The sequence below is a fragment of the Gammaproteobacteria bacterium genome (assembly GCA_022450155.1).
Lineage (GTDB): Bacteria > Pseudomonadota > Gammaproteobacteria > Arenicellales > UBA868 > REDSEA-S09-B13.
Genome location: JAKUQR010000001.1, coordinates 38,737 through 62,926 on the forward strand (window position 1 = coordinate 38,737; position 24,190 = coordinate 62,926).

Consider the following 24,190-nt stretch of genomic DNA (forward strand, 5'->3'; position numbering starts at 1 on the left):
CCACTTAGCTGTCCAGCCACGGGTGAGGGAAGGGTCCCGTCTTCTGCTCGAACGCCGCACCAATCCGTAACGTCATTCCCTCTTCACTTCCCCGCCCCAGGATCTGTAGTCCGCCCGGCAAGCCATCGCCAGTGAGACCCATGGGCACCGACAATCCGCATAACCCGAGGTAGTTACCGGCACGGGTGAAGTACGCTGGTGTTGACGCTTGGTCGACCTCGTCCAACGGTATAGGTGGTGTTGCAATTGTTGGGGTCAACAATGCCGATAAGCCAGTCAGGCTGCGCAAGAATTTTTGCTGGTCTTGCTGCCTCTGCTGCAGTGCAGCAACATAGTCTCGAGCCGAAAAGGTACGTCCAGACAAGATCCTAGGTCGTACGTCGGTATCGATCTGTGCACCTTGCCGCTCGTACATGTCACCGTGGTGAAAATACCCTTCAGAAAAGATGATCACCCCGGTAGCTTCTTTCATGTCATCAAAGCCCATTGGGCCGTTGAAGGTCACGAGTTCTACCCCCAGCTGCGCGAGCGCATCGCAGGCTGCATCGTAAAGATCCAAAATATCGCTGGCGACCCGTGTTCGTTCGAGATCGTTCAACACTCCCAAACGAAGGCCCGCGACTCCCTGTGACATCTCGCTATATAGACCCTGACCCTGGGACCTGTCTCGATCAATATCCACAGGATGCTGTCCGAGCATCACCGCGTACATCAATGCCGTATCTGACACACTGCGTGCCATCGGTCCCGCCGTATCCAAAGTATGCGACAGCGGTATGATTCCATCAGTTGGAATCTGCCCTTCGGTTGTCTTAAGACCCACGATGCCACACCAGGCCGAAGGTCCACGCACTGAACCACCGGTATCCGTTCCGACTGCACAGCTCACCATTCCTGACGCCACCGCCACGGCGGAACCACTTGAGGAGCCGCCGGGTGTGCGGTGGGTTTTGAGATCCCAGGGATTCCAAGGCGTGCCCATCTGCTGATTAGTGCCCCAGCCGCCCATGGCAACCTCGACCGTTTTCGTTTTACCAACGAGGATGCCTCCAGCTGCAATCAGACGTTTTGCGACCGTCGCCGTGGCCGGCGAGACTCGATCTTCAAACACTTTAGAGCCGCCAGTCGTGATTCGCCCTTCCAGGTCAATGATGTCTTTGAGCGCAAAAGGGATACCATGGAAAGGACCGATCCGATGACCGCTGTCAAAAGCGTTTGTGGCGGCGTCGGCCGCCTGGCGCGCCTCGTGTTCATAGACAACCTCGAAGGCACCCAATTTGGCGTCAAACCGATCGATTCGAGTGAGACAAAGTTCAAGCGCATCACGGGGTGTCACCTTCCCGCTCTGGAAATCGCTCGACCATTGCGAGATTTCCGGAAAATTTTCCTCATTCATAGCTAGCACTCAACGTTATAGAAATTAGTCCTACCCAAAACTTCAAAGATTCGTGGGGCTTTGATCCAGCCGCACGATCTGACCTATGCCAGGATTTTTAGCGCCCGGATAGCGCACCATTACCAAAGGATCATGGCCCGGCACGATGTGATCGACCGTGCTGGCAAGGTTCCGAAGCGTGTCGAATCCATTTAGCATGTCCGCGACGTTATAAACGATCGGAAACGGCGCTTTGTCTTCGAAATTGGCATAAAAATGACTGGCATCGCTGGCCAGTACCACCCAACCTCGCGCTGTCATCACCCGTACACACTGCATGCCCATGGTATGTCCACCCACATGATGAACGCTGATACCGGGCACTATCTCGCTGTCTCCTGCGTGAAAAACCACCCGCCCTTTGTACACGTTCCGCACCATATCGAGCACATGATCCACCGTGTAGGCACCGGCAAAATAGTCATGTCCCATATGTGGGCCGGTCGCATATTGCATCTCAAGTTCCTGCAGGTGAAATCGCGCGGCCGGAAAATCATTGAGTGAGCCCGCATGGTCATAATGCAAATGTGTCACGATGACGTCCTGGACCAGTCGCGCATCAATGCCCATACCAGCCAGCCCTTCCGCAGGTGACTGATCGTACTCACACTGCCAGATGCCGCCGGAGCTGTCAGTCCGTCGACTCCACTCGGCTTTATCAAAGCCGGTATCTACGACCACAGTCCTGTTGGCGTTTTTAAGAACCCACACGTAATAGGCAATCGGTTCTTCCTGGTCGTGCATGGGGTCGGTCCAGGCACTGCCGATAAAGTTCTCATGGTGTTTTCGGTTAGTGCGCACTGCATAACACAATGCAAATACTTCATAAGACTCGGGATCAGCCATGATATTTTCTCCAGGATGAGCTATTGTTGTCGGTCTAACCGAAACCCCATTGTCTGGACGCGGGCATCTAAAGCATGAGTTTACAGTGACTCTATACACCAGGAATACTGCCGGGGAAATAAAGCTTACCCACCCATGGAAAACCCTTGAGATACCGTAATGTCCAACAGGGCAGTTGATTGATGAATCCACGCAAAACCATTGGCATTGTCGGACTGGGTAATATGGGCTATCCGATAGCACAGAACCTGATAAAGGCGGATTACGATATCGTGGGGTATGAGATCGATCAGGCTCGGTGGCAGCCTACAGACCATTTGCTATACGTCAATAGTCTGGAGGCTTTGATCCAACAAACCTCCGTGCTACTGCTCAGCCTGCCGGACGGTCATGCTGTCCAGGGCATCTTCGAACAACTGCTAAACGCCTCTGCAAACCATTCATTCACCGTCGTGGATACGTCGACCATTGGTGCCAAAGCCAGCCAGGCTGTCGAAAAATTGCTTCGTTGTTCTACCCTCAAATATCTAGATAGCCCGGTTTCCGGTGGTGTTCGAGGTGCCGTTGCCGGCACGCTGGCTGTCATGTGCGCTGGACCGAAGAACCTTTACAACGAGGTATTGCCCATTCTCGAGTGCTTCAGTGCCAACCAATTCCTGATCGGCCCCGAACCCGGTCAGGCCCAGACACTCAAGGTCCTGAACAACTTTCTGTCCGCGACCGCCCTTGCAGCATCCTGTGAAGCGCTGCACTTTGGACAGACGCAGGGCCTGGACCTGCAGAAAATGTGTGATGTTGTCAACGTCTCTACCGGCATGAATACCGCAACACTGGACAAAATACCTCATCAGGTCGTTACCAATCGGTTTAATGCCGGATTTAGCAATTCACTACTGCTCAAGGATATCTCTCTTTACCTTGACGGCTGTGATGAAGCCGGAATAACGGGTGAGATCAGCCGCACTGTCGTCCAACTGTGGGACAATTTCGTCACATCGTCCCCGAATGACGATGCAACAGGCATATTTAGATACACAGGTAAAAAAAAGCAGGAGAAACTCTGACTCATGAAAATCTGCATTGTGGGTTCGGGTGCTATGGGGGGACTGTATGGCGCTCGTCTCATCATGGCCGGTGAAGAAGTCGTTTTTGTAGATAGTCACCAGTCCGTGGTCGATAATATCAATAACCAAGGCCTACATTTAACGGGCGTGGATGGCGAACACTGGATCCCGGCGGTCGCCTCGACACAATCCAGCGACTTTGCACCGGCAGATATTGTTTTCGTTCATACCGATACCAACAATACCTCGGCAGCGGCTGTTCATGCCAAAAACGTGCTCGATGCCAGCGGTGGATGGTGTATCACCTTCCAAAATGGCATCGGCAACGTTGAGAAACTGCAGGAAGAATTAGGAGCAGACCGAGTGGCCGGGGGTATCAGCTACCACAGCGCGGCATCGCCCTCTCCAGGGCACGCGTTTCATACCAACGCCGGTAAGACCTGGATAGGCGAGATCAGTAAGTCCCCGAGTGACCGAATAAATGGGCTACACAAAACGCTGGGGAATGCAGATTTTGATGTCCAGATCGCCGACGACATCGTTGGCGTGATCTGGAGCAAATTCGTACTCAACTGCGCCGTTAACCCGATCAGTGCAATCACTGGACTTCGGACTGGAGAGATTGGCGCTCTACCCGCCGCGCGGGAATTTCAGCAGCGGATTCTCGACGAAGTACTGCGGGTTGTGGACGCCCGGGGTGTTTCACTTATCGGCCAGGATCCTCGGGCAACCGTTGAAGGTTTTACTGACCGCCTCTTCAACCGGCCATCCATGCTCCAACATATGGATGCTGGCTTGCCCACCGAGATCGACGCGCTAAATGGCGCTGTCGTCCGCGAAGGTGGCGCACTGGGTGTCAGCACACCTTTTAATGAGGCACTGACCCTTCTGATCAAGGCTCGTAATGCCCAGGCGATCCAGGTATTACACGGGCCCGAAATCGACTACGAAGCGCTTGAACGGCGTTCTAAATAACCTGTAAACCATTTAACTACTACTTGATTGTGGGTGACACCACAAAGGAAGCAAATTATGCCCTACGCGACGACGAATGATGGGATCAAGCTGTACTACGAACAGTCAGGGGAAGGCGACACTCTTGTTTTTGTCCACGAATTCGCGGGGGATTATCGCAGTTGGGAGCCACAGATTAGATTTTTCAGTCGCCGATACCATTGCATTGTATTTAATGCCCGGGGTTATCCCCCGTCTGATGTGCCGGATGATGCCGCCCTTTATTCCCAGGATCGTGCGCGCCTCGACATTCTGTCGGTTATTGACCACTGCGGTGTCGACAAAGCACACATCTGCGGTCTTTCCATGGGTGGATTTGCGACCCTGCATTTTGGCCTGCAGCACTGTGATCGTGCACTGTCCCTGGTTGTGGCAGGCTGCGGTTACGGTGCAGAGAAAGACAAACAAGGTCAGTTCCGAGTAGAAGCCGAAGCAAGCGCCGCATTCATAGAATCAAGCTCCAGTGACGAGTTTGCTAAACGGTACTCTGAAGGCCCAACCCGAGTTCAATTCATGAGCAAAGATCCCCGCGGCTGGGCTGAATTCCGATCTCAGTTGGCGGAGCATTCAGCCCAGGGGTCTGTGTTGACGATGCGGGGTGTACAAGCTCAGCGGCCTTCTTTGTTCGACCTTGAAAAAAATCTGAGTGAACTGCAGGTGCCCACGCTGATTCTGACAGGCGATGAAGACGAACCTTGTCTCGTTCCCGGGATATTCATGAAACGGTTAATCCGGAGTTCGGCACTGGTGGTGCTGGCAAATTCCGGTCACACCATCAATCTCGAGGAGCCCGATGCCTTCAATAACACAGTCGACCAGTTTTTGATTCAGGTCAAATCCGGACGCTGGCCCGTGCGTCAGACTGCAACAGATCCTGGTGGCTCGATTCTGGGAATGAACGCCGCGCCAGATTGACGCAAGCGGTGTAGATAGGGGGAGGTGGTTACATTGGCTACCCACCTTCCACCAACACTAACCGCTCTGTCCCGAACCTGACGTGTACAACACAACCAATTCGCGTCCTCGCGCCGCAATCACGCTGATGATAATCTCCATTGCTTTCATCTCGATCGTGGACGCAACGTGCAAATCATTTACCGATGAACTGCATGCCGTCCAACTGGTGTGGGGTTACTTTATTGGGATTCTCGTAACTCTGTCTTTATATTTCATTGTCCGGCGGGAATCTTGGTTGAGTCTTGTCCGGACAAACCGTCCTATCCTCCAATGGATGCGAGGTGCCTATCTGGCAGGCTCGATCATGTGTTTGTTTGTCGGACTGACGTTTCTGCCGCTGACAGAAGCGACTGCGATTGGTTTCATGGCGCCATTGTTTATCACTGGACTATCGATACCACTATTAGGCGAACGGATAAGCGCGCATCGCTGGCTGGCTGTAATTGCGGGGTTGATCGGTGTATGTATTATTGTTCGACCTGGCAGCGGTCTCTGGCAGTGGGCCTCCGCGATGCCGCTGATCGGTGCTGTCTGCTTTGCCCTTTACCAGATCACAACACGGATGCTGACCGCGACCGAAAAGACGCATTCAATTTTGTTTTACACGGCACTTACCGGTGCCGTCTGGAGTTCAATCGCCGTTATATTCTTCTGGCGAACACCGCAACTGACTCACTGGGGTGTTTTCTTCGGCACAGGTGTTTTGGGTGCCGCCGCCCATCTGTGCCTGGTGAATGCCTTCCGCCTGGCCGAAGCTTCACTGATTGCACCATTCAACTACACCAAGCTTCTCTGGGTGAGCATCCTGGGTTATTTGCTGTTTGACGACACGCCCACGGTAAATACCTTGTTGGGCAGTATTGTGATCATTGTGGCCGGGCTATATGTGCTGTACCGTGAATCCCACGCACCCACGAGCCTTGCGAAATAAACTGTGCCTTTGATCGACCGGCTGCACTGGCATCGACTACCAGCAGGTCAGCGATCTGTTAACCTATAAGGCTAACAGCGGCAGTACGGTCTACCATCCTGCCTGGACCTGCAGGACCGGCACAGATAGTGTGGTTGTAGTCGACCGCAAGTCAGACTAAAAGGAGCCCCTGCGATCTGTACTGTCGACACTTCCGTGATACCGACCCTGGTTTCGGCCAACCCCAATACTGCGACTGATGCTGGTCAAAAAAGCCGCGCAACTCATACTGCGCCCGTAACAGACCCAACACTATCGGAGATGCTGTCATGATTGAACTTAAGAACGCTGCCCTGGATAAACTTAGAGCCGGTGAGCTATCTATCGGTGTCGGTCTGCGTCAGGCCAGAACGGTCGACGTGGCCAAGATCATGTATACCGCAGGCTTTGACTGGCTCTTCATCGATATGGAACACAACTCCATGGACATGGACATAGCCGTGCAAATCAGCGTCGCGGCACAGGAAACTGGGATTACACCGATTGTCCGGGTTCCAGGTTATGAACACTACCATGCCACACGTGCTCTTGACGGGGGTGCCCAGGGCATCGTTGTTCCTCACGTTGACGATGCCGAAACAGCTGCCCAGATAGCCTCGAACTGTCGCTATCCACCGATCGGGCATCGCTCCATTACCGGGGCACTGCCACAACTCAGCTTCCAAAGCTATCCCTTAAAGGAGGCAACAGAAGCCATAAACCGAGAAACATTGATTGTGGTGATGCTGGAAACACCGACTGCAATTGACAATACCGAGGAAATCGCCGCAGTACCGGGCATCGACGCCCTGCTAATCGGCACCAACGACCTGACCCTGGAAATGGGCATACCTGGCGAACTCGGCCACAAAAAGATCGTAGCCGCGTACGAGCGTGTTGTTGCTGCCTGTGCAAAACACAACAAGTATCCCGGCATGGGCGGTGTCTACAATCCTGATCTGATGCAGACTTATATCAGTCTGGGTGCTCGACTGATTCTGGCCGGCAACGATATTTCTTTTCTCTCTGACGCGGCCCGTCGCCAATCAGATACGGTTCACTCTATGCTACCGTGATAACCAATTACACACAGCTGGAAACAAGAAGATGATTGATCTCTACACTTGGACGACACCGAATGGCCGCAAGGTATCCATTGCCCTGGAAGAACTTGGACTGGAGTACACCGCCCATCCGATCGATATCACCCAAGGGGAACAGCACAAACCTGATTTTCTGACTGTTTCACCCAATGCGAAGATCCCGGCCATTGTGGATCATGACAATCAGTACTCAATGATGGAATCTGGCGCGATCCTGCTGTATCTCAGCGAAAAGACAGGACAGTTGATGCCAACAGACAAGTCGCGTTACTGGCAAGCCATGCAGTGGCTGATGTGGCAAATGGCCGGTCCGGGACCCATGCTTGGTCAAGTACATCACTTCACCAAGTACAACCCGGATAAGAGTCCATATGCCCAGGCGCGCTACCTAAAGGAGGGACAGAGGCTCTATGGTGTACTCGACCGGCATTTGCAAGACCGCCAATTTATTGTGGATGACTATTCAATGGTAGATATCGCGGTCTGGCCCTGGATCAGCCGTTTTGAATGGCAGACCATTAACATGAACGACTACCCCAATATTGTTCGATGGTATACAACCATCGCCGAGCGCCCAGCTGTACAGTCAGGCTATCAGGTCCCAAAACCCGCTGGCAGTATCCCCATGCCGGCTACATAATCCAGCCGACGAGTTAAGAGAGCCAGACACGATGGACCTTGGACTTACGGGCAAAAGCGCAATTATCACCGGGGGCAGCCGTGGCATTGGTCTTGCCATAGCGAAAGCATTCGCTCAAGAAGGCGCCAACGTTTCTATCTGCGCAAGATCAGAAAGCCCTCTGTCGAGCGCGAAAGCCTCCCTTGACGCCTATGGAACCACGGTCCATTCATTATCCTGCGACGTATCAGATCCGGCGGCACTCCATGACTACATCCAGGCGGCGCATCACGCACTCGGCGGTCTGAACGTGCTGGTCAATAACCCTTCTGGGTTCGGACGTACCGACGATGAAGCGGGTTGGAAAATATCAATCGACATCGACCTGATGGCCTCGGTACGGGGCTGCTGGTCTGCAGTCCCTTTGATCGAAAAATCTGGCGGTGGTGCAATCATTCATATTTCATCGATATCGGGATTGACCCAAAGTCAACGGACTCCCCCTTACGGCGCAGTAAAAGCCGCCCTCAATCAGTACACGAAGACACAAGCCCTGGAACTCGCACCAAGATCAATTCGAGTCAACGCGATCGCCCCGGGATCGATTTATTTCGACGGTGGCCTGTGGGATCAAGCTCAAACCGCCAACCCGGAACTCTATGCGAATATTCTTGCAAGCATTCCCAGCGGACGTTACGGTACGCCCGAGGAAGTCGCTGCCGTAGCCGTGTTTCTGGCCTCGGAGCGTGGTTGCTGGGTGACAGGTCAGACCATTGCTGTAGACGGTGGCCAGATGCTGTAAGCCTGTCGACTCCAATCTGTGTATCAACTCCAAACCCGGGATAAAATTGGTCGGCAGAACCCAAGGAGACCGAGCATGAACAAAGCACTGGACAGCACTGAGTTGTCACCTGACCAACTTGTCAAAGCCGAACAGGTGCTGCGTATAGAACTCGCCGGCGCTTACCGGCTGGTCGACTACTTTGGCTGGTGCGAGCTAATTTATGGTCACCTGACAGCCCACGTGCCCGGACCCGAGCCGCACTTTCTGATCAACCCATACGGGCTGAACTATGACGAAGTCACCGCGTCGAACCTAGTGAAAATCGACCTGGAGGGCAAGGTGGTGGAACCGACTGACCACCGGGTCAATGAAGCGGGCTTCATCATTCATTCAGCGATCCACATGCAGCCGAAGACCCAGAACCGCGTGGTGATGCACACGCACAGCCGATCCGGGACGGCGGTCGCCGCCTTGAAGGCCGGACTGCTGCCAATCAGCATGGGTGCAACCATCTTCTTCGAAGACCTGGCCTACCACGAATACGAAGGTCCCAGCCTGTACCTGGACGAGCGCGAGCGGTTGCAAGCCTCATTGGGCGACAAGAAGGCCCTCATCCTCAAAAACCACGGCCTGGTCACGGTCGGAGCAACCGTTGCCGAGGCGTTCCTGCGGCTTTACCGACTCGAACGTGCCTGCCAAACACAACTTGATGCGGCGGCGGCTGGTGAACTCCAACTGCTGGACGAGAGCGTGGCACGAAAGTCTGGCCGCGACGTCAACCGATTTATGGAATCGGCCAGCGACTACGGCGAGCTCGAATTCGCCGCTCTACTGCGAAAGATCGATCGGATTGACGATTCCTACCGACATTGATATCCCGAGGAAGCCTCCGTGAACAAAAGCTTTAGCAGCCAGGACAACTGGGCCGACAATCTCTACGACAAGCTACGCTCGATGGACATCAGCCTGTTTACCTATGTACCCGACGCCGGTCACAGCGCCATGATCAACCGTGCACTGGCGGATCCCGATGTGACCTCGGTGCCACTCGCCACTGAGGAAGAAGGCGTGTCGCTTCTTGCCGGCGCGCACCTGGGCGGCAGTCGTGGCGTGCTGTTGTTGCAGAGCAGCGGCGTGGGTAACTGCATCAACATGCTGTCTCTGACCAATATCGGACGGTTTCCGCTGCTGTCCATCGTCAGCATGCGCGGTGATTACGGCGAACAGAATCCTTGGCAGTTTCCGATGGGCCAGGGCACCCAACCGTGCCTGGAGGCCATGGGTACAATTTGCCTGCGGGTCGAAACTCCAGACGATGTAGTGCCGACAATCGAAGCAGCGGTCAACATGGCCTACCGCTCGGATCAGTCCGTTGCCCTGTTGCTTTCGCAAAGACTGATCGGCGCCAAGCCATTCTAAATACGCAAAACTGGAAACGAACCCACCCCAACCCAAGGATACACACAGGTCATGGCAGCATCCCAACAGGCAGTAAGTGCACAGACCAGTTTCACCCTGGACCGGGGCGAGGCCGTACCGGCAGTGGTCGGTGACCCCAGTTATTTTCTGATCATCGCAGGACTCTCCTGGTCAGCCAAGGATGTTGGCAAATTGACCGGCGAGGCCCCCAACGCCTTCCTGATGGGCGGAGGTATGGGCGGTGCCATAACAATGGCGCTGGGTCTGGCCCTGGCTCAACCTGAACGGGCCGTGCTGGCGGTGTTCGGTGACGGCGAGTGTCTGATGAACGTCGGCAGCCTGTCGACGGTGGGCTTCATGCAACCGAAGAACCTCTCAATGCTGTGCGTAGACAACGGTACCTACGGCGAGACCGGTAATCAGCTGACGCACACTGCACGCAACGCCGACCTTGAAATAATCGCCCAGGGTTGCGGCATCGCCAGCACGCTGACAGTGCATTCCGAGGCGCAGTATGCGGCCGCGACCGCTCTGCTGCGCGAGGACGGTGCACCGCGGTTTGTGCTGTTGCGGGTGAACGACGACCCTCCGCGAACTTATGGGCGCAACTTCGACGCCGTCGAGCGAAAACAGCTATTCCGCCGGCATCTGCTATCCTGAATACAACAAGACCCTGTAATAAACCCGTTCCAGCTGATAAGCAGCATGTCTAGGAGAACTCACCGTCAGTCACTCGACCAAGTGCACAATCGCCGCGAAAGATCCGGTCAATCCTAGGCCAGCGTCGTTAAGCCGCCGTCGCCAGACGGACTGAAGCGACCGCTTGTATTGTTGCCGCCTGACAGGGATCAATAACTGGCACATTCAGATCAGCGGCGATACGCCGCCGAAATCGAGCCATACCGGCACATCCTAGAATCAGCACGTCGGCTCCATGACTGTCGATGAGTTCCTGCCCAACCGCAAGTAAGTGTTCACCCGCCGTGTCACTTTCAAGACCACTGACGCCCGTATCCAACGGCAGACTGGCGGCATAACGCTCCGATAATCCCAGTTGGCGAACGTATCTTTGTTGTCGGATCACTGATGCTCGAAGAATCGCAATCACTCCAAACTTCTCCCCCAAATTCAAAGCCATTGAATAAGCACTTTCCGCGATCCCAAACACCGAACTGGATGTGATTTCTCGAGCAGAGTGGAGTCCTGGATCACTAAAACAGGCGATAACGAATGCATCAGTAGTGGCATCCTCTTTTCGTATCAGATCAGACAACGGTGCCACTACCCCATCAACATGACATTGCGTCTCAATGCCGGGCGGTCCTTCTTTTAGCGTCAGGCAGTCAATCACCGGGCCCTCAGACCACCGCAATGGATCGACCGCTTCATCTATACTCTTGGTGACCGCTTCAGATGAATTTGGATTGATAATAGTGATTCGCCCAGTGGGCTTCGATTTTCCCATGAACGACTACTCTCCTTTGCCGGACAAATGTTATCCACACATACATCAAGTCAATATCCCAACGACAATTATATCGCCGTCTAGTCATCAAGTAGTCCTAAAATCCGTACAACTGTAGGACCTTGAAATCTACGTATAGCCGAAAAAGTGAGTGTCTGATATAACGTCTCTTAAAATTTTACAGTAACTAAATTCCGTGGAGTATCGCCATGGCTAGAGTGTTAACAGTAGGCGCAGCACAGTTGGGCCCAATTCAAAAATCCGAAAACAGAGCGAGTGTCGTCAAGCGCATGGAATCTTTGATGAACGCTGCCAAACAGAAAGGGTGTGACCTGGTGGTGTTTCCGGAGCTTGCCCTCACTACTTTTTTCCCTCGATGGTATATGACTGATCAGAGAGAGATTGATCAGTGGTTCGAATCTGAAATGCCGGGCCCGGACACTCAACCGTTGTTCGACATGGCGCGACAGGCGAATATGGCCTTTCACCTGGGTTATGCCGAGTTGTCGGTAGAATCCGATCATACCCACCGGTACAACACTGCTATCCTGGTTAACAAAAAAGGCGAAATTTCTTCCAAGTACCGAAAAATTCACCTGCCTGGTCATGATGAATTCGATCCGGACAGGGATTTTCAACATCTTGAGAAACGTTACTTTGAAGTTGGCGATCTAGGATTTCCAGTCTGGCGCTTTCTGGGTGGAATCTTTGGGATGTGCATCTGCAACGACCGTCGCTGGCCCGAAACCTATCGCGTAATGGGTCTTCAAGGAGTAGAAATGGTCATTCTCGGCTATAACACACCGACTACAAATTCCCAGTCTAATGAAGCACCCCACGTCCGTGCTTTCCACAATTTGTTGTCCATGCAGGCTGGTGCTTATCAGAACAGTACCTGGGTGGTTGGAGTTGCGAAAGCCGGCAATGAAGATGGGCATGAACTGATGGGTGGGAGCGCAATCATTGCGCCCAGCGGTGAACTGGTTGCTCAGTGTTTGACTCTAGACGACGAACTGGTGTTCGCAGACTGCGATCTCGATGCAACGATATTTGGCAAACAAACCACTTTTGATTTCGGCCGGCATCGTCGTATCGAGCACTATACCCTCATCACTCAGCAAAACGGCGTTACATTGCCGCCAGACTGAACCTATGTCTGAACTCGTACTTTATGAACGCAACGACACCGTCGCGGTAATTACACTTAACCGTCCTGAGCGCTTGAATGCGATGGATCAGTCGATGTTGGAGGCGTTGAACCAGGCTGCCCAACGTGCAGAACAAGATGACCACATCCGTGCAGTGGTTCTGACCGGATCCGGCAATGCATTCTCCAGCGGCTTTGACCTTAAAGCTCAGGCTGAACATACCCCTCGGGGTATCGACGAATGGCGACCGATTCTGAGGCGAAACTTTGATGCCTGTATGACGTTTTGGCATCTTGCAAAGCCAACCGTAGCAGCGGTCCACGGCCCGGCGCTCGCTGGTGCCTGTGAACTGGCCATGGCCTGTGACATCACTGTCGCGGACGAGACCGCCGTTTTTGGCGAGCCGGAGCTGCGCTTTGGCGCCGGTATCGTCGTCATGTTGTTGCCCTGGATGGTCGGACCCAAGCGTGCAAAAGAGATCATCCTTCTCGGTCTGGACAATATCTCCGCTCAAGAGGCTGCACAGATCGGGTTGGTCAACCGAGTGGTACCGAAAGGCAAAGATCTTGAAACGGCATTGTCGATCGCCAGCAGACTCTCAAGGATCGACCAACCACTGATGGCTCAGACCAAGCAAGCCATTAACCAAGCTTATGCCATCATGGGCATGGAACAGGCACTCGAAGCGGCCCTCGAGATCGACATCCAAATTGAAGGTAAAGGCATGCCGACTAAAGCCCGATTTCTACAGATTGTACGAGATCAAGGGTTGCGTGCAGCCATTGCCTGGCGCGACAGCCTGACCGACGAAAATTAAGGCCAACAGATAGCTACACGTCAGACACGGTGTAAGCGTTCGGCGAGCATGAGCAGTTGTGCTGAACGCCTCACGATGGGCTCATCCAGCATCTTACCCTCAAACTCTACAGATCCCTGCCCCTTGGCTCTGGCCTCATCGTAAGCGGCGACAATGGCACGTGCCCGGGTGAGTTCTTCGGCTGTTGGCGTCATTTCCTCGTTCAACACCCTGACTTGAATCGGGTGAATACAGAAAGAGCCGACAAACCCCAAACGTCTCGCCTGTCGAATCGTCGCCCGAAACTTTTCTTCATCACGATACTCCGCAATGGACCCGACAAACCCCAAGGGCAGTATTCCGGCAGCGCGCGCCGCCAGCATGGTCTGCAGTGTAGGTGCAAAAAGTCCTTCCGACTCTGGCAACATACCCGTTTCCAGTGCGAAGTCTTCCTGACCCAGCGTCATGGCCACCACGCGCGCATGTGCCGATGCAATCTCTCTGGCCTGAAAGTACGCCTGCGGTGTCTCAATCATCACGATCAGCCGGGTGTGGCCCGACTCAAGCCCTCGTTCGGCCTCCAATTCTTCCAGTATTTCAGCAACTGCGCACACGTACCCCGGATCCGGCACCTTAGGCAGCGCCAATGCGGTAACACCATGAGCAACCGACGCTTCAATGTCACGGATCGCCAGTCGCCAGGGCCGGTTGATTCGCACCAGCACATCGACACCGGAGCCGCTGAGGCGCCGGACAGCATCCTGTAGACCATCCCGGGTTGAAGATTTCTCAGCTGCCGGCACACTGTCTTCCAGATCCAGTACATAGGCATCAGCACCTCGTTTGACAGCACCATCGATAAATCGATCCCGATTGGCCGGCACAAATAACAGTGACCGCCAGTACGGCAGTTCAGTATCCATCAGATGACTCCTTGCTCCACTAGGGTAGACAGTTCAGTTTCATCGATACCGATATCGCCCAGTATCTCGATGTTGTGTTCACCCAGCGTGGGTGCGGGAGAGCGAATCATGCCAGGTGTTTCAGACAGTCGAGCGGCAACGTTGTGCATCACGACACTGTCGATATCCTCATCCGGAAGTCGAACCATCACCTTGTTTTCCTTTACCAGCGGATCACTCAGCATACCCAACGTATCGTGCACCGGCCCTACCGTGACACCGCCATCGCGAAAAATCTGCAAAACATCGCACTGATCATGGTTTTCAATGAACTGGGCAATAACCCGGTCCAACTGGTCGTTGTTCTGTACCCGATCCGAATTGGTCAGAAACCGCTTGTCTTCTATCAACTCGGGTCGACCGATAGTGCGCATCAGCCGCTCATACATTGATTGCATGGAAGCTGACAGCGCCACAAACTGTCCATCACCACAGCGATAGGTATTTCGAGGTGCGGTTAGATTTGAGCGGCTTCCCTGCCGCTCCGGCAGTTGACCGGTTAATTCATAAAGCGCGGCCTGTGGGCCCAGAATTGACAACAGGGGATCAAATAACGGCAGATCCACAACCTGTCCTTTTCCCTGATCAACTTCACAGTGCCGCAGCGCCACCAGTGCAGCGACTGCACCGTAGAGTCCAGCCACCATGTCCGCGAGCGCAAGCGGTGGCAGTACTGGCGGCCGGTCGGCAAAACCGTTCATCGCTGCAAACCCGGAACGGGCTTCAACCAGGCTGCCAAAGCCCGGCACCGACCGATCCGGGCCACTCTGCCCCCAACCGGATATACGGACAATAACCAGCTTGGGATTTACCGCATGAAGCACTTCGGGGCCCAGTTCCCACTGTTCCAGAGTACCAGGCAGGAAATTTTCAACCAGCATTTGGGCTGTCTTGACCAGATCCAACAAGATAGCGCGTCCTCGGTCAGAACGCATATTGACGGTTATACTTTTCTTGTTCCGAGCGTAAACCTTCCAGTGAATGCTGACTCCTTCCACACGCCAGTTGCGCAGGTCATCTCCCTGACCTGGCCGCTCAACCTTGACGACTTCAGCGCCGAAATCGGCCAGTATATGGGTGAGCGCATTGCCGGCAACCAGACGGGATAAGTCGAGTATACGAACCCCGTCGAGTGGCGCCGCCGCATTGGGGGCAAAGTCTTGCCGGGCCAGATCGAATGGATCAAGTGCAGCCAAAACTTGTGCCAGGTCTATCCGGGTGGGGATACAGCGACGAGGGCTGGGTCGATATCGCCTGTAACCACACCGGCCAGGCGAAAAACATCCACACTGACAGCGATCTGTTCCGGAGTAATCTCGACCTGCCCCGACCAGCAACCGAGTGCCTGGTAGGCACCGATTGTCTCGGCGAGAACCTCCACTGATACATCTGGGAAGTAGGATTTCTCCGAAGCAGCAACCTCCGCTGCCGGTACTTCATTTACCCACTGCCGGGCTCGCCTGAACGCGCGCATAAACCCCCGCGCCGTATCCGACTCGAGCCAATCAGATCGCGACGCGAGACTTGAAAATGCACAACGACCCACCCAGTCTCCCAGTCGACCGACAACTACACCGCTCCCCTCAGCTTCAAGCTGCTGAGGTGCTGGGCCCTGCAGGTGGACATAGTCTCCTTCACCGCGCTTAAACGCAGCCGCCATTTCGTCGGCAGAACCAGCATCGATTGCCTCGAAATTTACCAACTGCAATCCAGCCTTGTGACAAGCATAATTAAACATGTGCAATGGTTGTCCGCCGTGGTCAACAAGTACACGATGACCCCTGAGTTTGTTGATTTCGAAATCAGGTTCGGGCGTGCGCCCCACAAGAAAGAAACCATCAGTATTGTTAATCTGTGCAAAATGAAGCGCCGAGGGCATATCACCTTTCTGGGCTGCTGCAAAGGCCTGGCTGGGTGCAGACTGGACCAGATCTACCTCACCACGGAGTAGAGCCTGAAGCGCAGATACACCGTACTCAGCCACGGTCAGATCACCGGCAAGGCCTTCTTGTTCGAGAAAACCGCCTGATACTGTCGCGATCAGCGGCGAATAAAATGCAGAAAACCGCGTGAACTGAATGCTTACGTTTACCATAATCTATTAACCCTGTACGGAGTATCCGCCGTCTACCGGGATTGCCGTGCCGGTAACAAAATCGGATGCCGAAGATGCGAGGAACACCGCGATTCCGGAAAGATCCTGCGGAAGACCCCATCGACCAGCAGGCGTTCTCGCTTCCACGCGATCATGCAAACCCTCAACCTGCTGCCTTGCTTCACGAGTCAGCGTCGTGTCGATCCAGCCGGGCAGAACAGCATTTACCTGCACGTTGTCCTTTGCCCATGCACATGCCATTCCCTTGGTCATCTGCACGATGCCCCCTTTACTCGACGCATAAGGCACCGTGAATGAAGCACCGAAAATCGACATCATCGACCCAATATTGATGATCTTGCCGCCGCCTACACGACTCATGTGGGGGTAGGCCTTCTGGCTGGCAATGAACGCACTGGTCAGGTTGGTGTCAATGATTCTCTGCCACTCGTCGAGCGAATATTCTTCCGGCTGCTTGCGCTCATTAGTTCCCGCATTGTTAACGAGAATATCCAACCCACCAAATTGTTCCACTACAGATTCAACCAGATGGCTGATGGACTCGGGGTCCCTGACATCGACCTGAATGAATGTTGAGCGCACACCGGATGCTTGTATTTTGGTTACCGCTGTGGCTCCTTTTTCTGTATTGCGCGCGGCCACCACAATGTCAGCACCAGCATCAGCCAAACCCTCAGCCATAGCCAAACCAATTCCGCCATTACCTCCAGTTACGACAGCCACCCGTCCAGAGAGGTCGAAATTATTCATACCCTGTCTCCTACGAAATTCTTCACACCTGTTCCGCCAAAAATGCCGTGATCGCTACATTGAATGCACCGTGCTGCTCCACATTAGAGAAATGCCGGGCACCCGGTATCACCACGAGCTTCGATCCGGCGATTTTCTGTTGGATCACTTCGTGCGCTGCCACAGGTGTGCCGGGATCATCTTCTCCAACCACCAAAAGGGTGGGTACCGAAATTGCATGCAATCTATCCGTCAGGTTCAGGCCCATGATGGCATGGCAACACCCGCAGAACCCATCTACCGGTGTGGATCGGATCATTTCGCGTACCTTGTCGACTTCAGCGCTTTCATCCTGTCGGTACTCCGGAGAAAACCACCGATCGATGGTTGAAGGCATTATCGCTTCCATACCGTCGGTTCTCGCCACACCGATACGCTCTGCCCAGGCGTCTTTACCCGCCAGCGGGATCACACTGGAGGTATCGCACAAGCTGAGAGACAGAAAGCGACCCTGGTTTTTGAGCGCGGCGGTCTGACCAATCATACCGCCCAAGGACAAACCGATATAGTGAACCGCATCCAGGTTTAAAGCGTCAAACAGAGCAAGCAGATCGTCTGCCAGCGTCTCCAATGTATATTCACCAGCAGGTGCGTCCGTCCCACCATGACCCCTGGTGTCATAGCGTATAACCCGATAATCACCCAGCACTGGCATCTGCCAGTCCCACATGGCAAGGTTTGCAGCCAAAGAGTGACTCAAGACCACAACGGGCCCATTCTCCGGCCCGGCAATCGAATAGTGAATCGAAATACCATTTGCTTCAATTTGCATGTTTCATCCTCCCCTTCTAAATCTGTGTAGCGTCATAACGATGCACCGTGTCGGTCAGCAAAACAGAACCCAAAGCGGCCGGCTGTCTGTACTGCCGACGGAGACAAGGTTGGCCTGCGACAACAGTTCCGCAAGCACCCGCCACCGAGTCGGAGGCCGTTCCACCAAAACGTCAATCAGGGCCTTTCGACTCCGGTTCGGAGTCGGTATCTTCCGCCCTCCCCTTAGACAACTGCGCCGCAGTAACGGTAATTGTCTGGGCCATAGTTCGATTGGGATCGATATCTTCAGGGCTTTCTGCCGCATAGGGCGTCTGTTCCAACAACCGGTAGATAGAAGCTGCACCCAGATGAAAATGTGGTGTGACACCCTCGGCGGCAAATGTCGTTGCAATCTCTTCCATCTCACCCACCCAACGATGGGCGTTCGGCGGCAATCTCGGGATTCCTGACTCCATGTTTTCTAACACGGCTTTCTGGCTATAGGCCAATTCCGCACGTAACTCAGCGCTCAAGCCCAGCGACTCAGCGACCGTAAGCAGTGCCACCTGAAGGGTACTGGTTCCTTTGGTCAGTGCGGCATAACACATCTTGATTCCCGAGGCCCGCCCAATGTCACCGCCCAAGGTCTTCACCGCGATTCCCTTGCCATCCAGGTCTAACATTGCATCGGCATATTGTCCGCTCACATAAAATCGTGGCGGTACACCTCGCCCGGGCGGATGGCCAATAATGGAAGCATCGATAAACCTACCGCCGGCAGACTCTATGATGCGACTAATGTATTCTGACCGCATAGGTGAAATCGCATTGCAGTCCGCAATCAGTGTGGATTCACCTGTTTCCTGAAGTGATTGGGCGATCTCCTGTGCCACCGTCTCTGCATTTGCAGGCACCAGTATCGACAGCAGAAGATCAGCCTCGACCATCAGGTCGTTCAGCGTCTCGCTGACCCGGAACCCCGCATCCCGCGCCAGCGCGCCGGTTCGATCGCTGCGCCCTGCCAGGCACGTCAACAACTCGAAGCCGTGCTCAGATAACGCTTGACCTACGGCATGCCCCATATCGCCAGGACTCAATATTGCAATCTTTTTCACCATCATGAATTATCATCCGAACTGCTAAAGGGATTGGCTTCAGGTTTCAGCTGCGCCGTTACAGGCAATCATTTGCCCGGACACGAACCCACCCCCATCAGAAATCAGATACACACACAACGACGCGATATGGCGGGGCTCACCCAGGTGCCCCAAGGGAATTCGTCCTACTTGCCCATGAAGATGCTGAGACTGTATCGGGTCGTCATGCTCTGGACGAATTGGACCCGGTGAAATGGCATTGACCGTAATTCCACTGGGTCCAAATTCCTTGGCCAAGGCCTTGGTTAAGCCCCAAACACCATGTTTGGCAGCGGAGACCGGCGCTCTACCAGAATAGCCGTGAATCGCATTCATTCCGGTCAGATTGATTATTCGACCCCAGTTGTTGCTGACCATCCCAGGCAATGCAGCTCGACAACCATAAAAGACCGCGTTGAGGTCCACGTCCAGCACGCGATGCCAATCCGCGTCAGTGGTATCGAGAAAAGGTTTCTCCGGTCGGATGGCCGCATTGTTGACCAGAATATCAACCGAGCCAAACGCATCATGAGCGACTTCGATCAGGTGATCAAATGATTCTCGTCTACCAACATCTCCCATGGCCACAACAGCTCGGCCACCCGCTTGCTCGACCTCGGCTGCGACTGCCTCACACGCGACCCGATCTTCTGAACCATTAATCACCACATTGTGGCCTTGTTCCCCAATCGCTACAGCGATCGATCGTCCGATATTTCGCCCACTGCCGGTAACCAGAGCTGTGCGCGACACAGGCTGAATACTATTCATGACATCATTCTAGCGCGAAACGGCTTTGCAGTTGGCGCTTGCAGGCGGTACGCCCAACGTCCATATTTACGTGTTGATTTAATGCCCTCAATCATGACTTTCAGCACCGTAGGATATGGACAGATTTCCTGACAAAAGCGAACTGCGTATCCTGTTCTCGCACGCGGCTTACCAGATGGCCCATTGTTTCTCCTTGCGCAACACCCAGATAAGTCACTCTCAGGCATGGTCGACAGAAGACACTCAGGCTCAATTGCCTGAGGCGGATGTACTGGTTATCTCAGGATTCTGGCAAGACGAATACCTCGATCACGCTAACCGTCTTCGGTATATCCAGTCGATTGGTGCAGGTTATGACCAGTTTCCACTGGATACACTGAAAGCCCGTGGCATTAACCTCGCCAACGCGACCGGGGTCAACGCGGATGCGGTCAGCCAGCATGCGATGGGCCTTATTCTTGCCCTTTACCGACAACTTCACTTCGGCCGTGATAATCAGAAACAGAAAATCTGGCGCAGTATGATCTCCGATCTCGGCGCCCGCGAAGACGATCTCTGTGGCCATACCGTGCTGATTGTCGGGCTTGGCGCCATCGGCAATCGCCTGGCAGCGCTGTCCAAGGCATTTGGCATGACCGTGGTCGGCGTCAAGCGCAACATCGATGACTACAGTGGTCCTGCCGACGAAGTTGTGTCCCCAGAGCGCTTTCCTGATCAACTGGCTCGCGCAGATGTCGTTGTTCTTTGTTGCCCGCTGACCGACCAGACTCGTGAACTGATGAACGACGGTGCGTTCAACGCGATGAAAAAGTCGGCCTATCTGGTCAATGTGGCGCGTGGCGGCTGCGTCAACGAACCTGCACTTCTATCAGCACTCGCCCGCAAAACGATCGCTGGCGCCGCAATTGATCACTTCAATGATGAACCGCTACCGGTTTCATCACCATTCTGGGCTCTCGATAACTTGATCATTACACCCCACACCGGCGGTGAGACCCGGAAATATGAGGAAAACGTGATCGATATACTGTGGCAGAACCTGCAGCGCCTGTGGAACAATCAATCTGATCTCGTAAACCAGGTAATCTGACCATCATTGTTTTCGCAGATCTCTATCGACACCAGTCGGCAGAGCCAACCGCCAGACACAACATTGGGAATTCACATGGAACTTGGCCTTTTTGCACAACCCGTACATCGCCCCGAAAAACCCTGGTCAAAGGCATTGGCCGAGGATCGAGAAGCTATCATCCTGGCCGACCAGCTAGGCTTCTCAGAAGCCTGGATCGGCGAACACTTCACAACCAAGACGGAACAGATTCCGTCCCCGCTGATGTTCATGGCCACCTTACTCAAAGATGCCCCGTCAATACGCTTCGCAACCGGCGTAATCAATCTTCCGTACCACAACCCAGTTGTGGTCGCAGCAGAAGTCGCTCAATTTGATCAGCTCAGCGGCGGCCGCCTGATTCTTGGGATCGGGCCCGGTGGTTTGATGAGCGATGCCGAACTTTTTGGCGGCAAGGAAATGCCAGAACGTTACCGCATCGCCCTCGAAGGGCTCGAACTGATGATCAAGCTGTGGCAGGAAGACGCACCACTGAGCCACAGCGGCGAGTTCTATGATTTTTCTTTACAACAGCGTGTCTGGTTGAGTCACGGGGTGGGCTCGATGGCTAAACCATTCCAACAGCCCTATCCCCCAATTGCTCTTGCTATGGTTGGACCCGGTGGACTAACCGCTCAGACAATTGCCGAACGGTCTTTCATCCCGATATCGGCAAATTTTGTACCCATCGAAAATGTGGTTGCGCAATGGCGGGACTACTCCAGGACTCGGCAGAATCTGGGTAAACCGGCTGACCGTCGAATTTGGCGGGTCTGCCGGAACATACTCGTGGCCGATAGCGACTCTCAGGCCGAGGATATACTCGCTGACCCAGACGGTACGTTTGCCTTCTACTATCGCTACATTCGAGGCGTACGTCAGATCGAAGAATTCCGAGACAAACAAACCGAGTCGATTGAAACACTCAATGAGCTGCTTGAGGTTCCTCAAGCACTGGTCGATTGTGTGATCGCAGGATCCACGTCGACCGTGCTCGAACGACTGATTGAGATGACTGATACACTGGGCAGATTTGGCACACTGGTGATGGTTGCCCAGGACTGGGATGATCCAACCTTATGGCGATCATCGATGAAACGACTGGCCGAAGACATCACGCCGACATTGTCTCAGTACGCCGATCAGCTGCCCGCTTTGGACTGAGACTCCGTAGAATCATTATTTATAGCCAACACGTTAAGCCAAACTGATCATTCAACCCACACAAACCATGAGGACGACACTGTGATCGTTGAGCAAATCTGGACCGCAAATGCCTGGCGTAATTTCAACTACCTTATCGCTTGCCCTGAGTCAGGTGAAGCACTTGCAGTAGATCCGCTTGATCATGACAAATGCTTAGCCAAAGCTCAGTCGATGGGCTGGGAAATTACACAGATTCTCAATACGCATGAACATGGTGATCACATCGGGGGTAACGCGCCGATGGTTGCCGCAACCGGCGCCCGTATCATCGCTCACGCCAATGCACGGGATTCGATTCCAGACATGGATCAGGGTCTGACAGCAGGTGACGTGGTTAAGGTCGGGAAAACTGTTGAGTTGGAGGTTCTGGATACGCCCGGTCACACCATGACCCATGTTTGTCTTCTATCTCGTTCAGACCACCGCGCAATTTTCTGTGGGGATACGCTGTTTAATGCAGGCGCCGGAAACTGCCACAATGGTGGACACCCAGAAGAACTCTACGACACCTTCGCTACTCAACTTTCAAAACTACCGGACGACACCCGGGTCTACCCTGGTCACGATTACTGGGAGAACAACCTCGACTTCACCCTTGACCGTGAACCGGACAACCAAAAAGCCCGCGACCTGAGAAACGACAACGGTACGCAGGATCCAGAGCACGCGTTGGTTTCCACGCTCGGCCTGGAAAAGGAAATCAATACATTTTTCCGGCTCCAAAATCCGACAGTAATCAATCGACTCAAAGAACAGTTTCTCGACCTGCCAGACGACCCTGACCCCAAGACTGTCTTTGTGAAGCTCAGGGAGCTTCGCAACAGTTGGTGAACGAAAGTGGCACCGTGCATTCTTTTGCGCCAATCCATACGATTTAAGCGTTGCCGGCCTGAGTAACGCGGACCACTGCTCGACACGAAAAGCAACCGGCGATGACTGACCTGTTAAGCAACACAGAAATCGAGCGCTACCATCACGATGGATACGTCGTGCCTGACTACGCGTTGCCACCCGAAAAGATGGCGGAGCTTGACTCTGCGTTGGAGGAAACAATTGTTTCTAATCCTTCGGTACGTCCTGAACACCTGGTCAGCGCTCATATCGACCGCCTGAATGATGAAGGCATACGAGGTCACAGTGCATGGTTGAACCTTGCCCAAAACCCGGAAATCCTGGATCGGGTAGAACAGTTAATCGGACCTAACATCATTCTCTGGGGCTGCCAGGTGTTCTGCAAACCCGCTTCTGACGGCATGGAAGTGCCCATGCACCAGGATGGTCACTACTGGCCGATTCAGCCGCTTGCAACCTGTACAGCCTGGGTCGCCATTGATGACAGCAATGTTGGTAATGGCTGTCTTCGCGTCATTCCGGGTTCGCATTCAGGTCAGCATTACTATCAGCATTCGAAATCGGACCGGGAACATCTGGTGCTGAACCAGCATGTGGACGATCCACGTGTTGATATCGGAAACGCCGTGGATGTCGAGCTTAGCCCCGGACAGTTTTCGCTGCACGACGTCTATATGATCCACGGCTCCAATCCAAATACCTCCAATGAACGTCGGGCTGGTGTCGCTATCCGCTACATGCCAGCAACCAGCCACTTCAATCGCTCGCTTTACGAAACCAGCGATGGTTCAGGCTACCTGGTCAATTTTGCGACAAGACCGTTGTGGTTACTGCGGGGAAAAGATCGAAGCAACAATGATTTTCAGATTGGCCATTGAGCCCTGCGCGCATCAACGGT

26 protein-coding genes are annotated in these 24,190 nt (G+C 53.9%); 16 read left to right on the forward strand and 10 right to left on the reverse strand.

Annotated features, from left to right (window positions below; all coding sequences use genetic code 11):
- Positions 1-4 precede the first annotated feature (4 nt).
- Positions 5-1,396: an amidase gene (locus MK323_00180; GenBank protein MCH2480583.1), complete on the reverse strand. Its 1,392-nt coding sequence runs from the start codon at positions 1,394-1,396 to the stop codon at positions 5-7.
- Positions 1,397-1,438: 42 nt separating this feature from the next.
- Positions 1,439-2,281, reverse strand: a complete 843-nt coding sequence (locus MK323_00185) for an N-acyl homoserine lactonase family protein (protein MCH2480584.1) — start codon at positions 2,279-2,281, stop codon at positions 1,439-1,441.
- A 182-nt stretch (positions 2,282-2,463) separates the two neighbouring features.
- Here MK323_00185 and MK323_00190 point away from each other — a divergent pair, with 182 nt between their 5' ends.
- The 10 genes from MK323_00190 (at position 2,464) to MK323_00235 (ending at position 10,850) form a co-directional block, all read left to right on the forward strand.
- Positions 2,464-3,345 (forward strand): NAD(P)-dependent oxidoreductase, encoded by an 882-nt coding sequence (locus MK323_00190; protein MCH2480585.1) that lies wholly within the window; start codon positions 2,464-2,466, stop codon positions 3,343-3,345.
- 3 nt (positions 3,346-3,348) lie between these two features.
- Positions 3,349-4,320 carry a 2-dehydropantoate 2-reductase gene (locus MK323_00195; protein MCH2480586.1) on the forward strand — a complete coding sequence of 324 codons (972 nt, stop codon included), beginning with the start codon at positions 3,349-3,351 and terminating at the stop codon, positions 4,318-4,320.
- Positions 4,321-4,377: 57 nt separating this feature from the next.
- Positions 4,378-5,274: an alpha/beta hydrolase gene (locus MK323_00200; GenBank protein ID MCH2480587.1), complete on the forward strand. Its 897-nt coding sequence runs from the start codon at positions 4,378-4,380 to the stop codon at positions 5,272-5,274.
- A gap of 127 nt (positions 5,275-5,401) precedes the next feature.
- Positions 5,402-6,247: a DMT family transporter gene (locus tag MK323_00205; GenBank protein MCH2480588.1), complete on the forward strand. Its 846-nt coding sequence runs from the start codon at positions 5,402-5,404 to the stop codon at positions 6,245-6,247.
- A gap of 308 nt (positions 6,248-6,555) precedes the next feature.
- The gene (locus tag MK323_00210; protein ID MCH2480589.1) at positions 6,556-7,341 is read left to right on the forward strand and encodes an aldolase/citrate lyase family protein; all 786 of its coding nucleotides are present in this window, start codon (positions 6,556-6,558) and stop codon (positions 7,339-7,341) included.
- 31 nt (positions 7,342-7,372) lie between these two features.
- Complete coding sequence (locus MK323_00215) at positions 7,373-8,008, forward strand: glutathione S-transferase N-terminal domain-containing protein (GenBank protein MCH2480590.1); 636 nt, start codon at positions 7,373-7,375, stop codon at positions 8,006-8,008.
- Positions 8,009-8,039: 31 nt separating this feature from the next.
- On the forward strand, positions 8,040-8,789 hold the full coding sequence (locus MK323_00220) for an SDR family oxidoreductase (protein ID MCH2480591.1): 750 nt from the start codon (positions 8,040-8,042) through the stop codon (positions 8,787-8,789).
- Positions 8,790-8,864: 75 nt separating this feature from the next.
- Positions 8,865-9,644: a class II aldolase/adducin family protein gene (locus MK323_00225; GenBank protein MCH2480592.1), complete on the forward strand. Its 780-nt coding sequence runs from the start codon at positions 8,865-8,867 to the stop codon at positions 9,642-9,644.
- 81 nt (positions 9,645-9,725) lie between these two features.
- Positions 9,726-10,190 (forward strand): phosphonopyruvate decarboxylase, encoded by a 465-nt coding sequence (locus MK323_00230; GenBank protein MCH2480593.1) that lies wholly within the window; start codon positions 9,726-9,728, stop codon positions 10,188-10,190.
- Positions 10,191-10,241: 51 nt separating this feature from the next.
- Positions 10,242-10,850 carry a thiamine pyrophosphate-dependent enzyme gene (locus tag MK323_00235; protein ID MCH2480594.1) on the forward strand — a complete coding sequence of 203 codons (609 nt, stop codon included), beginning with the start codon at positions 10,242-10,244 and terminating at the stop codon, positions 10,848-10,850.
- Positions 10,851-10,977: 127 nt separating this feature from the next.
- Here the strand turns inward: MK323_00235 and MK323_00240 are convergent, their stop codons facing one another.
- Positions 10,978-11,655 (reverse strand): aspartate/glutamate racemase family protein, encoded by a 678-nt coding sequence (locus MK323_00240; protein MCH2480595.1) that lies wholly within the window; start codon positions 11,653-11,655, stop codon positions 10,978-10,980.
- Positions 11,656-11,864: 209 nt separating this feature from the next.
- On the opposite strand from MK323_00240, the gene MK323_00245 reads away from it, so the two are divergent.
- Entirely contained in the window at positions 11,865-12,803 is a 939-nt protein-coding gene (locus MK323_00245) for an N-carbamoyl-D-amino-acid hydrolase (GenBank protein MCH2480596.1), read from the forward strand.
- Positions 12,804-12,807: 4 nt separating this feature from the next.
- On the forward strand, positions 12,808-13,620 hold the full coding sequence (locus MK323_00250; GenBank protein MCH2480597.1) for an enoyl-CoA hydratase/isomerase family protein: 813 nt from the start codon (positions 12,808-12,810) through the stop codon (positions 13,618-13,620).
- Between the two features lie 20 nt (positions 13,621-13,640).
- Here MK323_00250 and MK323_00255 read toward each other — a convergent pair whose 3' ends face one another.
- The 7 genes from MK323_00255 to MK323_00285 all read right to left on the reverse strand — a co-directional run bounded on the left by MK323_00255 (position 13,641) and on the right by MK323_00285 (position 20,126).
- Positions 13,641-14,522 (reverse strand): CoA ester lyase, encoded by an 882-nt coding sequence (locus MK323_00255; protein ID MCH2480598.1) that lies wholly within the window; start codon positions 14,520-14,522, stop codon positions 13,641-13,643.
- A complete protein-coding gene (locus tag MK323_00260) occupies positions 14,522-15,757 on the reverse strand; it encodes a CoA transferase (protein ID MCH2480599.1) in 1,236 nt (411 codons plus the stop codon). The genes MK323_00255 and MK323_00260 overlap by 1 nt, the downstream gene beginning before the upstream one ends.
- Positions 15,758-15,771: 14 nt before the next feature.
- Entirely contained in the window at positions 15,772-16,656 is an 885-nt protein-coding gene (locus MK323_00265) for an ABC transporter substrate-binding protein (protein ID MCH2480600.1), read from the reverse strand.
- Between the two features lie 6 nt (positions 16,657-16,662).
- The gene (locus MK323_00270) at positions 16,663-17,427 is read right to left on the reverse strand and encodes a glucose 1-dehydrogenase (protein MCH2480601.1); all 765 of its coding nucleotides are present in this window, start codon (positions 17,425-17,427) and stop codon (positions 16,663-16,665) included.
- Between the two features lie 22 nt (positions 17,428-17,449).
- Positions 17,450-18,238, reverse strand: a complete 789-nt coding sequence (pcaD, locus tag MK323_00275; GenBank protein ID MCH2480602.1) for a 3-oxoadipate enol-lactonase — start codon at positions 18,236-18,238, stop codon at positions 17,450-17,452.
- Between the two features lie 172 nt (positions 18,239-18,410).
- On the reverse strand, positions 18,411-19,337 hold the full coding sequence (locus MK323_00280; protein MCH2480603.1) for a DUF1932 domain-containing protein: 927 nt from the start codon (positions 19,335-19,337) through the stop codon (positions 18,411-18,413).
- Positions 19,338-19,373: 36 nt separating this feature from the next.
- Positions 19,374-20,126 carry an SDR family oxidoreductase gene (locus tag MK323_00285; GenBank protein ID MCH2480604.1) on the reverse strand — a complete coding sequence of 251 codons (753 nt, stop codon included), beginning with the start codon at positions 20,124-20,126 and terminating at the stop codon, positions 19,374-19,376.
- 115 nt (positions 20,127-20,241) lie between these two features.
- Here MK323_00285 and MK323_00290 point away from each other — a divergent pair, with 115 nt between their 5' ends.
- The 4 genes from MK323_00290 (at position 20,242) to MK323_00305 (ending at position 24,170) form a co-directional block, all read left to right on the forward strand.
- Entirely contained in the window at positions 20,242-21,216 is a 975-nt protein-coding gene (locus MK323_00290; GenBank protein ID MCH2480605.1) for a D-2-hydroxyacid dehydrogenase, read from the forward strand.
- Positions 21,217-21,291: 75 nt separating this feature from the next.
- Positions 21,292-22,398: an LLM class flavin-dependent oxidoreductase gene (locus MK323_00295; GenBank protein MCH2480606.1), complete on the forward strand. Its 1,107-nt coding sequence runs from the start codon at positions 21,292-21,294 to the stop codon at positions 22,396-22,398.
- A gap of 81 nt (positions 22,399-22,479) precedes the next feature.
- The gene (locus tag MK323_00300; protein ID MCH2480607.1) at positions 22,480-23,271 is read left to right on the forward strand and encodes a hydroxyacylglutathione hydrolase; all 792 of its coding nucleotides are present in this window, start codon (positions 22,480-22,482) and stop codon (positions 23,269-23,271) included.
- Between the two features lie 101 nt (positions 23,272-23,372).
- Positions 23,373-24,170: a phytanoyl-CoA dioxygenase family protein gene (locus MK323_00305; protein ID MCH2480608.1), complete on the forward strand. Its 798-nt coding sequence runs from the start codon at positions 23,373-23,375 to the stop codon at positions 24,168-24,170.
- The last annotated feature ends 20 nt before the right edge of the window (positions 24,171-24,190 follow it).

Coding starts and splice junctions, on each gene's coding strand:
- MK323_00210 (MCH2480589.1), top strand. CDS start 6,556: ATGATTGAACTTAAGAACGCTGCCCTGGATAAACTTAGAGCCGGTGAG.
- MK323_00265 (MCH2480600.1), bottom strand. CDS start 16,656: ATGGTAAACGTAAGCATTCAGTTCACGCGGTTTTCTGCATTTTATTCG.
- MK323_00200 (MCH2480587.1), top strand. CDS start 4,378: ATGCCCTACGCGACGACGAATGATGGGATCAAGCTGTACTACGAACAG.
- MK323_00235 (MCH2480594.1), top strand. CDS start 10,242: ATGGCAGCATCCCAACAGGCAGTAAGTGCACAGACCAGTTTCACCCTG.
- MK323_00245 (MCH2480596.1), top strand. CDS start 11,865: ATGGCTAGAGTGTTAACAGTAGGCGCAGCACAGTTGGGCCCAATTCAA.
- MK323_00195 (MCH2480586.1), top strand. CDS start 3,349: ATGAAAATCTGCATTGTGGGTTCGGGTGCTATGGGGGGACTGTATGGC.
- MK323_00215 (MCH2480590.1), top strand. CDS start 7,373: ATGATTGATCTCTACACTTGGACGACACCGAATGGCCGCAAGGTATCC.
- MK323_00230 (MCH2480593.1), top strand. CDS start 9,726: ATGGACATCAGCCTGTTTACCTATGTACCCGACGCCGGTCACAGCGCC.
- MK323_00270 (MCH2480601.1), bottom strand. CDS start 17,427: ATGAATAATTTCGACCTCTCTGGACGGGTGGCTGTCGTAACTGGAGGT.
- pcaD (MCH2480602.1), bottom strand. CDS start 18,238: ATGCAAATTGAAGCAAATGGTATTTCGATTCACTATTCGATTGCCGGG.
- MK323_00250 (MCH2480597.1), top strand. CDS start 12,808: ATGTCTGAACTCGTACTTTATGAACGCAACGACACCGTCGCGGTAATT.
- MK323_00220 (MCH2480591.1), top strand. CDS start 8,040: ATGGACCTTGGACTTACGGGCAAAAGCGCAATTATCACCGGGGGCAGC.
- MK323_00225 (MCH2480592.1), top strand. CDS start 8,865: ATGAACAAAGCACTGGACAGCACTGAGTTGTCACCTGACCAACTTGTC.
- MK323_00255 (MCH2480598.1), bottom strand. CDS start 14,522: ATGGATACTGAACTGCCGTACTGGCGGTCACTGTTATTTGTGCCGGCC.
- MK323_00295 (MCH2480606.1), top strand. CDS start 21,292: ATGGAACTTGGCCTTTTTGCACAACCCGTACATCGCCCCGAAAAACCC.
- MK323_00190 (MCH2480585.1), top strand. CDS start 2,464: ATGAATCCACGCAAAACCATTGGCATTGTCGGACTGGGTAATATGGGC.
- MK323_00180 (MCH2480583.1), bottom strand. CDS start 1,396: ATGAATGAGGAAAATTTTCCGGAAATCTCGCAATGGTCGAGCGATTTC.
- MK323_00285 (MCH2480604.1), bottom strand. CDS start 20,126: ATGAATAGTATTCAGCCTGTGTCGCGCACAGCTCTGGTTACCGGCAGT.
- MK323_00240 (MCH2480595.1), bottom strand. CDS start 11,655: ATGGGAAAATCGAAGCCCACTGGGCGAATCACTATTATCAATCCAAAT.
- MK323_00185 (MCH2480584.1), bottom strand. CDS start 2,281: ATGGCTGATCCCGAGTCTTATGAAGTATTTGCATTGTGTTATGCAGTG.
- MK323_00205 (MCH2480588.1), top strand. CDS start 5,402: ATGATAATCTCCATTGCTTTCATCTCGATCGTGGACGCAACGTGCAAA.
- MK323_00305 (MCH2480608.1), top strand. CDS start 23,373: ATGACTGACCTGTTAAGCAACACAGAAATCGAGCGCTACCATCACGAT.
- MK323_00290 (MCH2480605.1), top strand. CDS start 20,242: ATGGACAGATTTCCTGACAAAAGCGAACTGCGTATCCTGTTCTCGCAC.
- MK323_00280 (MCH2480603.1), bottom strand. CDS start 19,337: ATGGTGAAAAAGATTGCAATATTGAGTCCTGGCGATATGGGGCATGCC.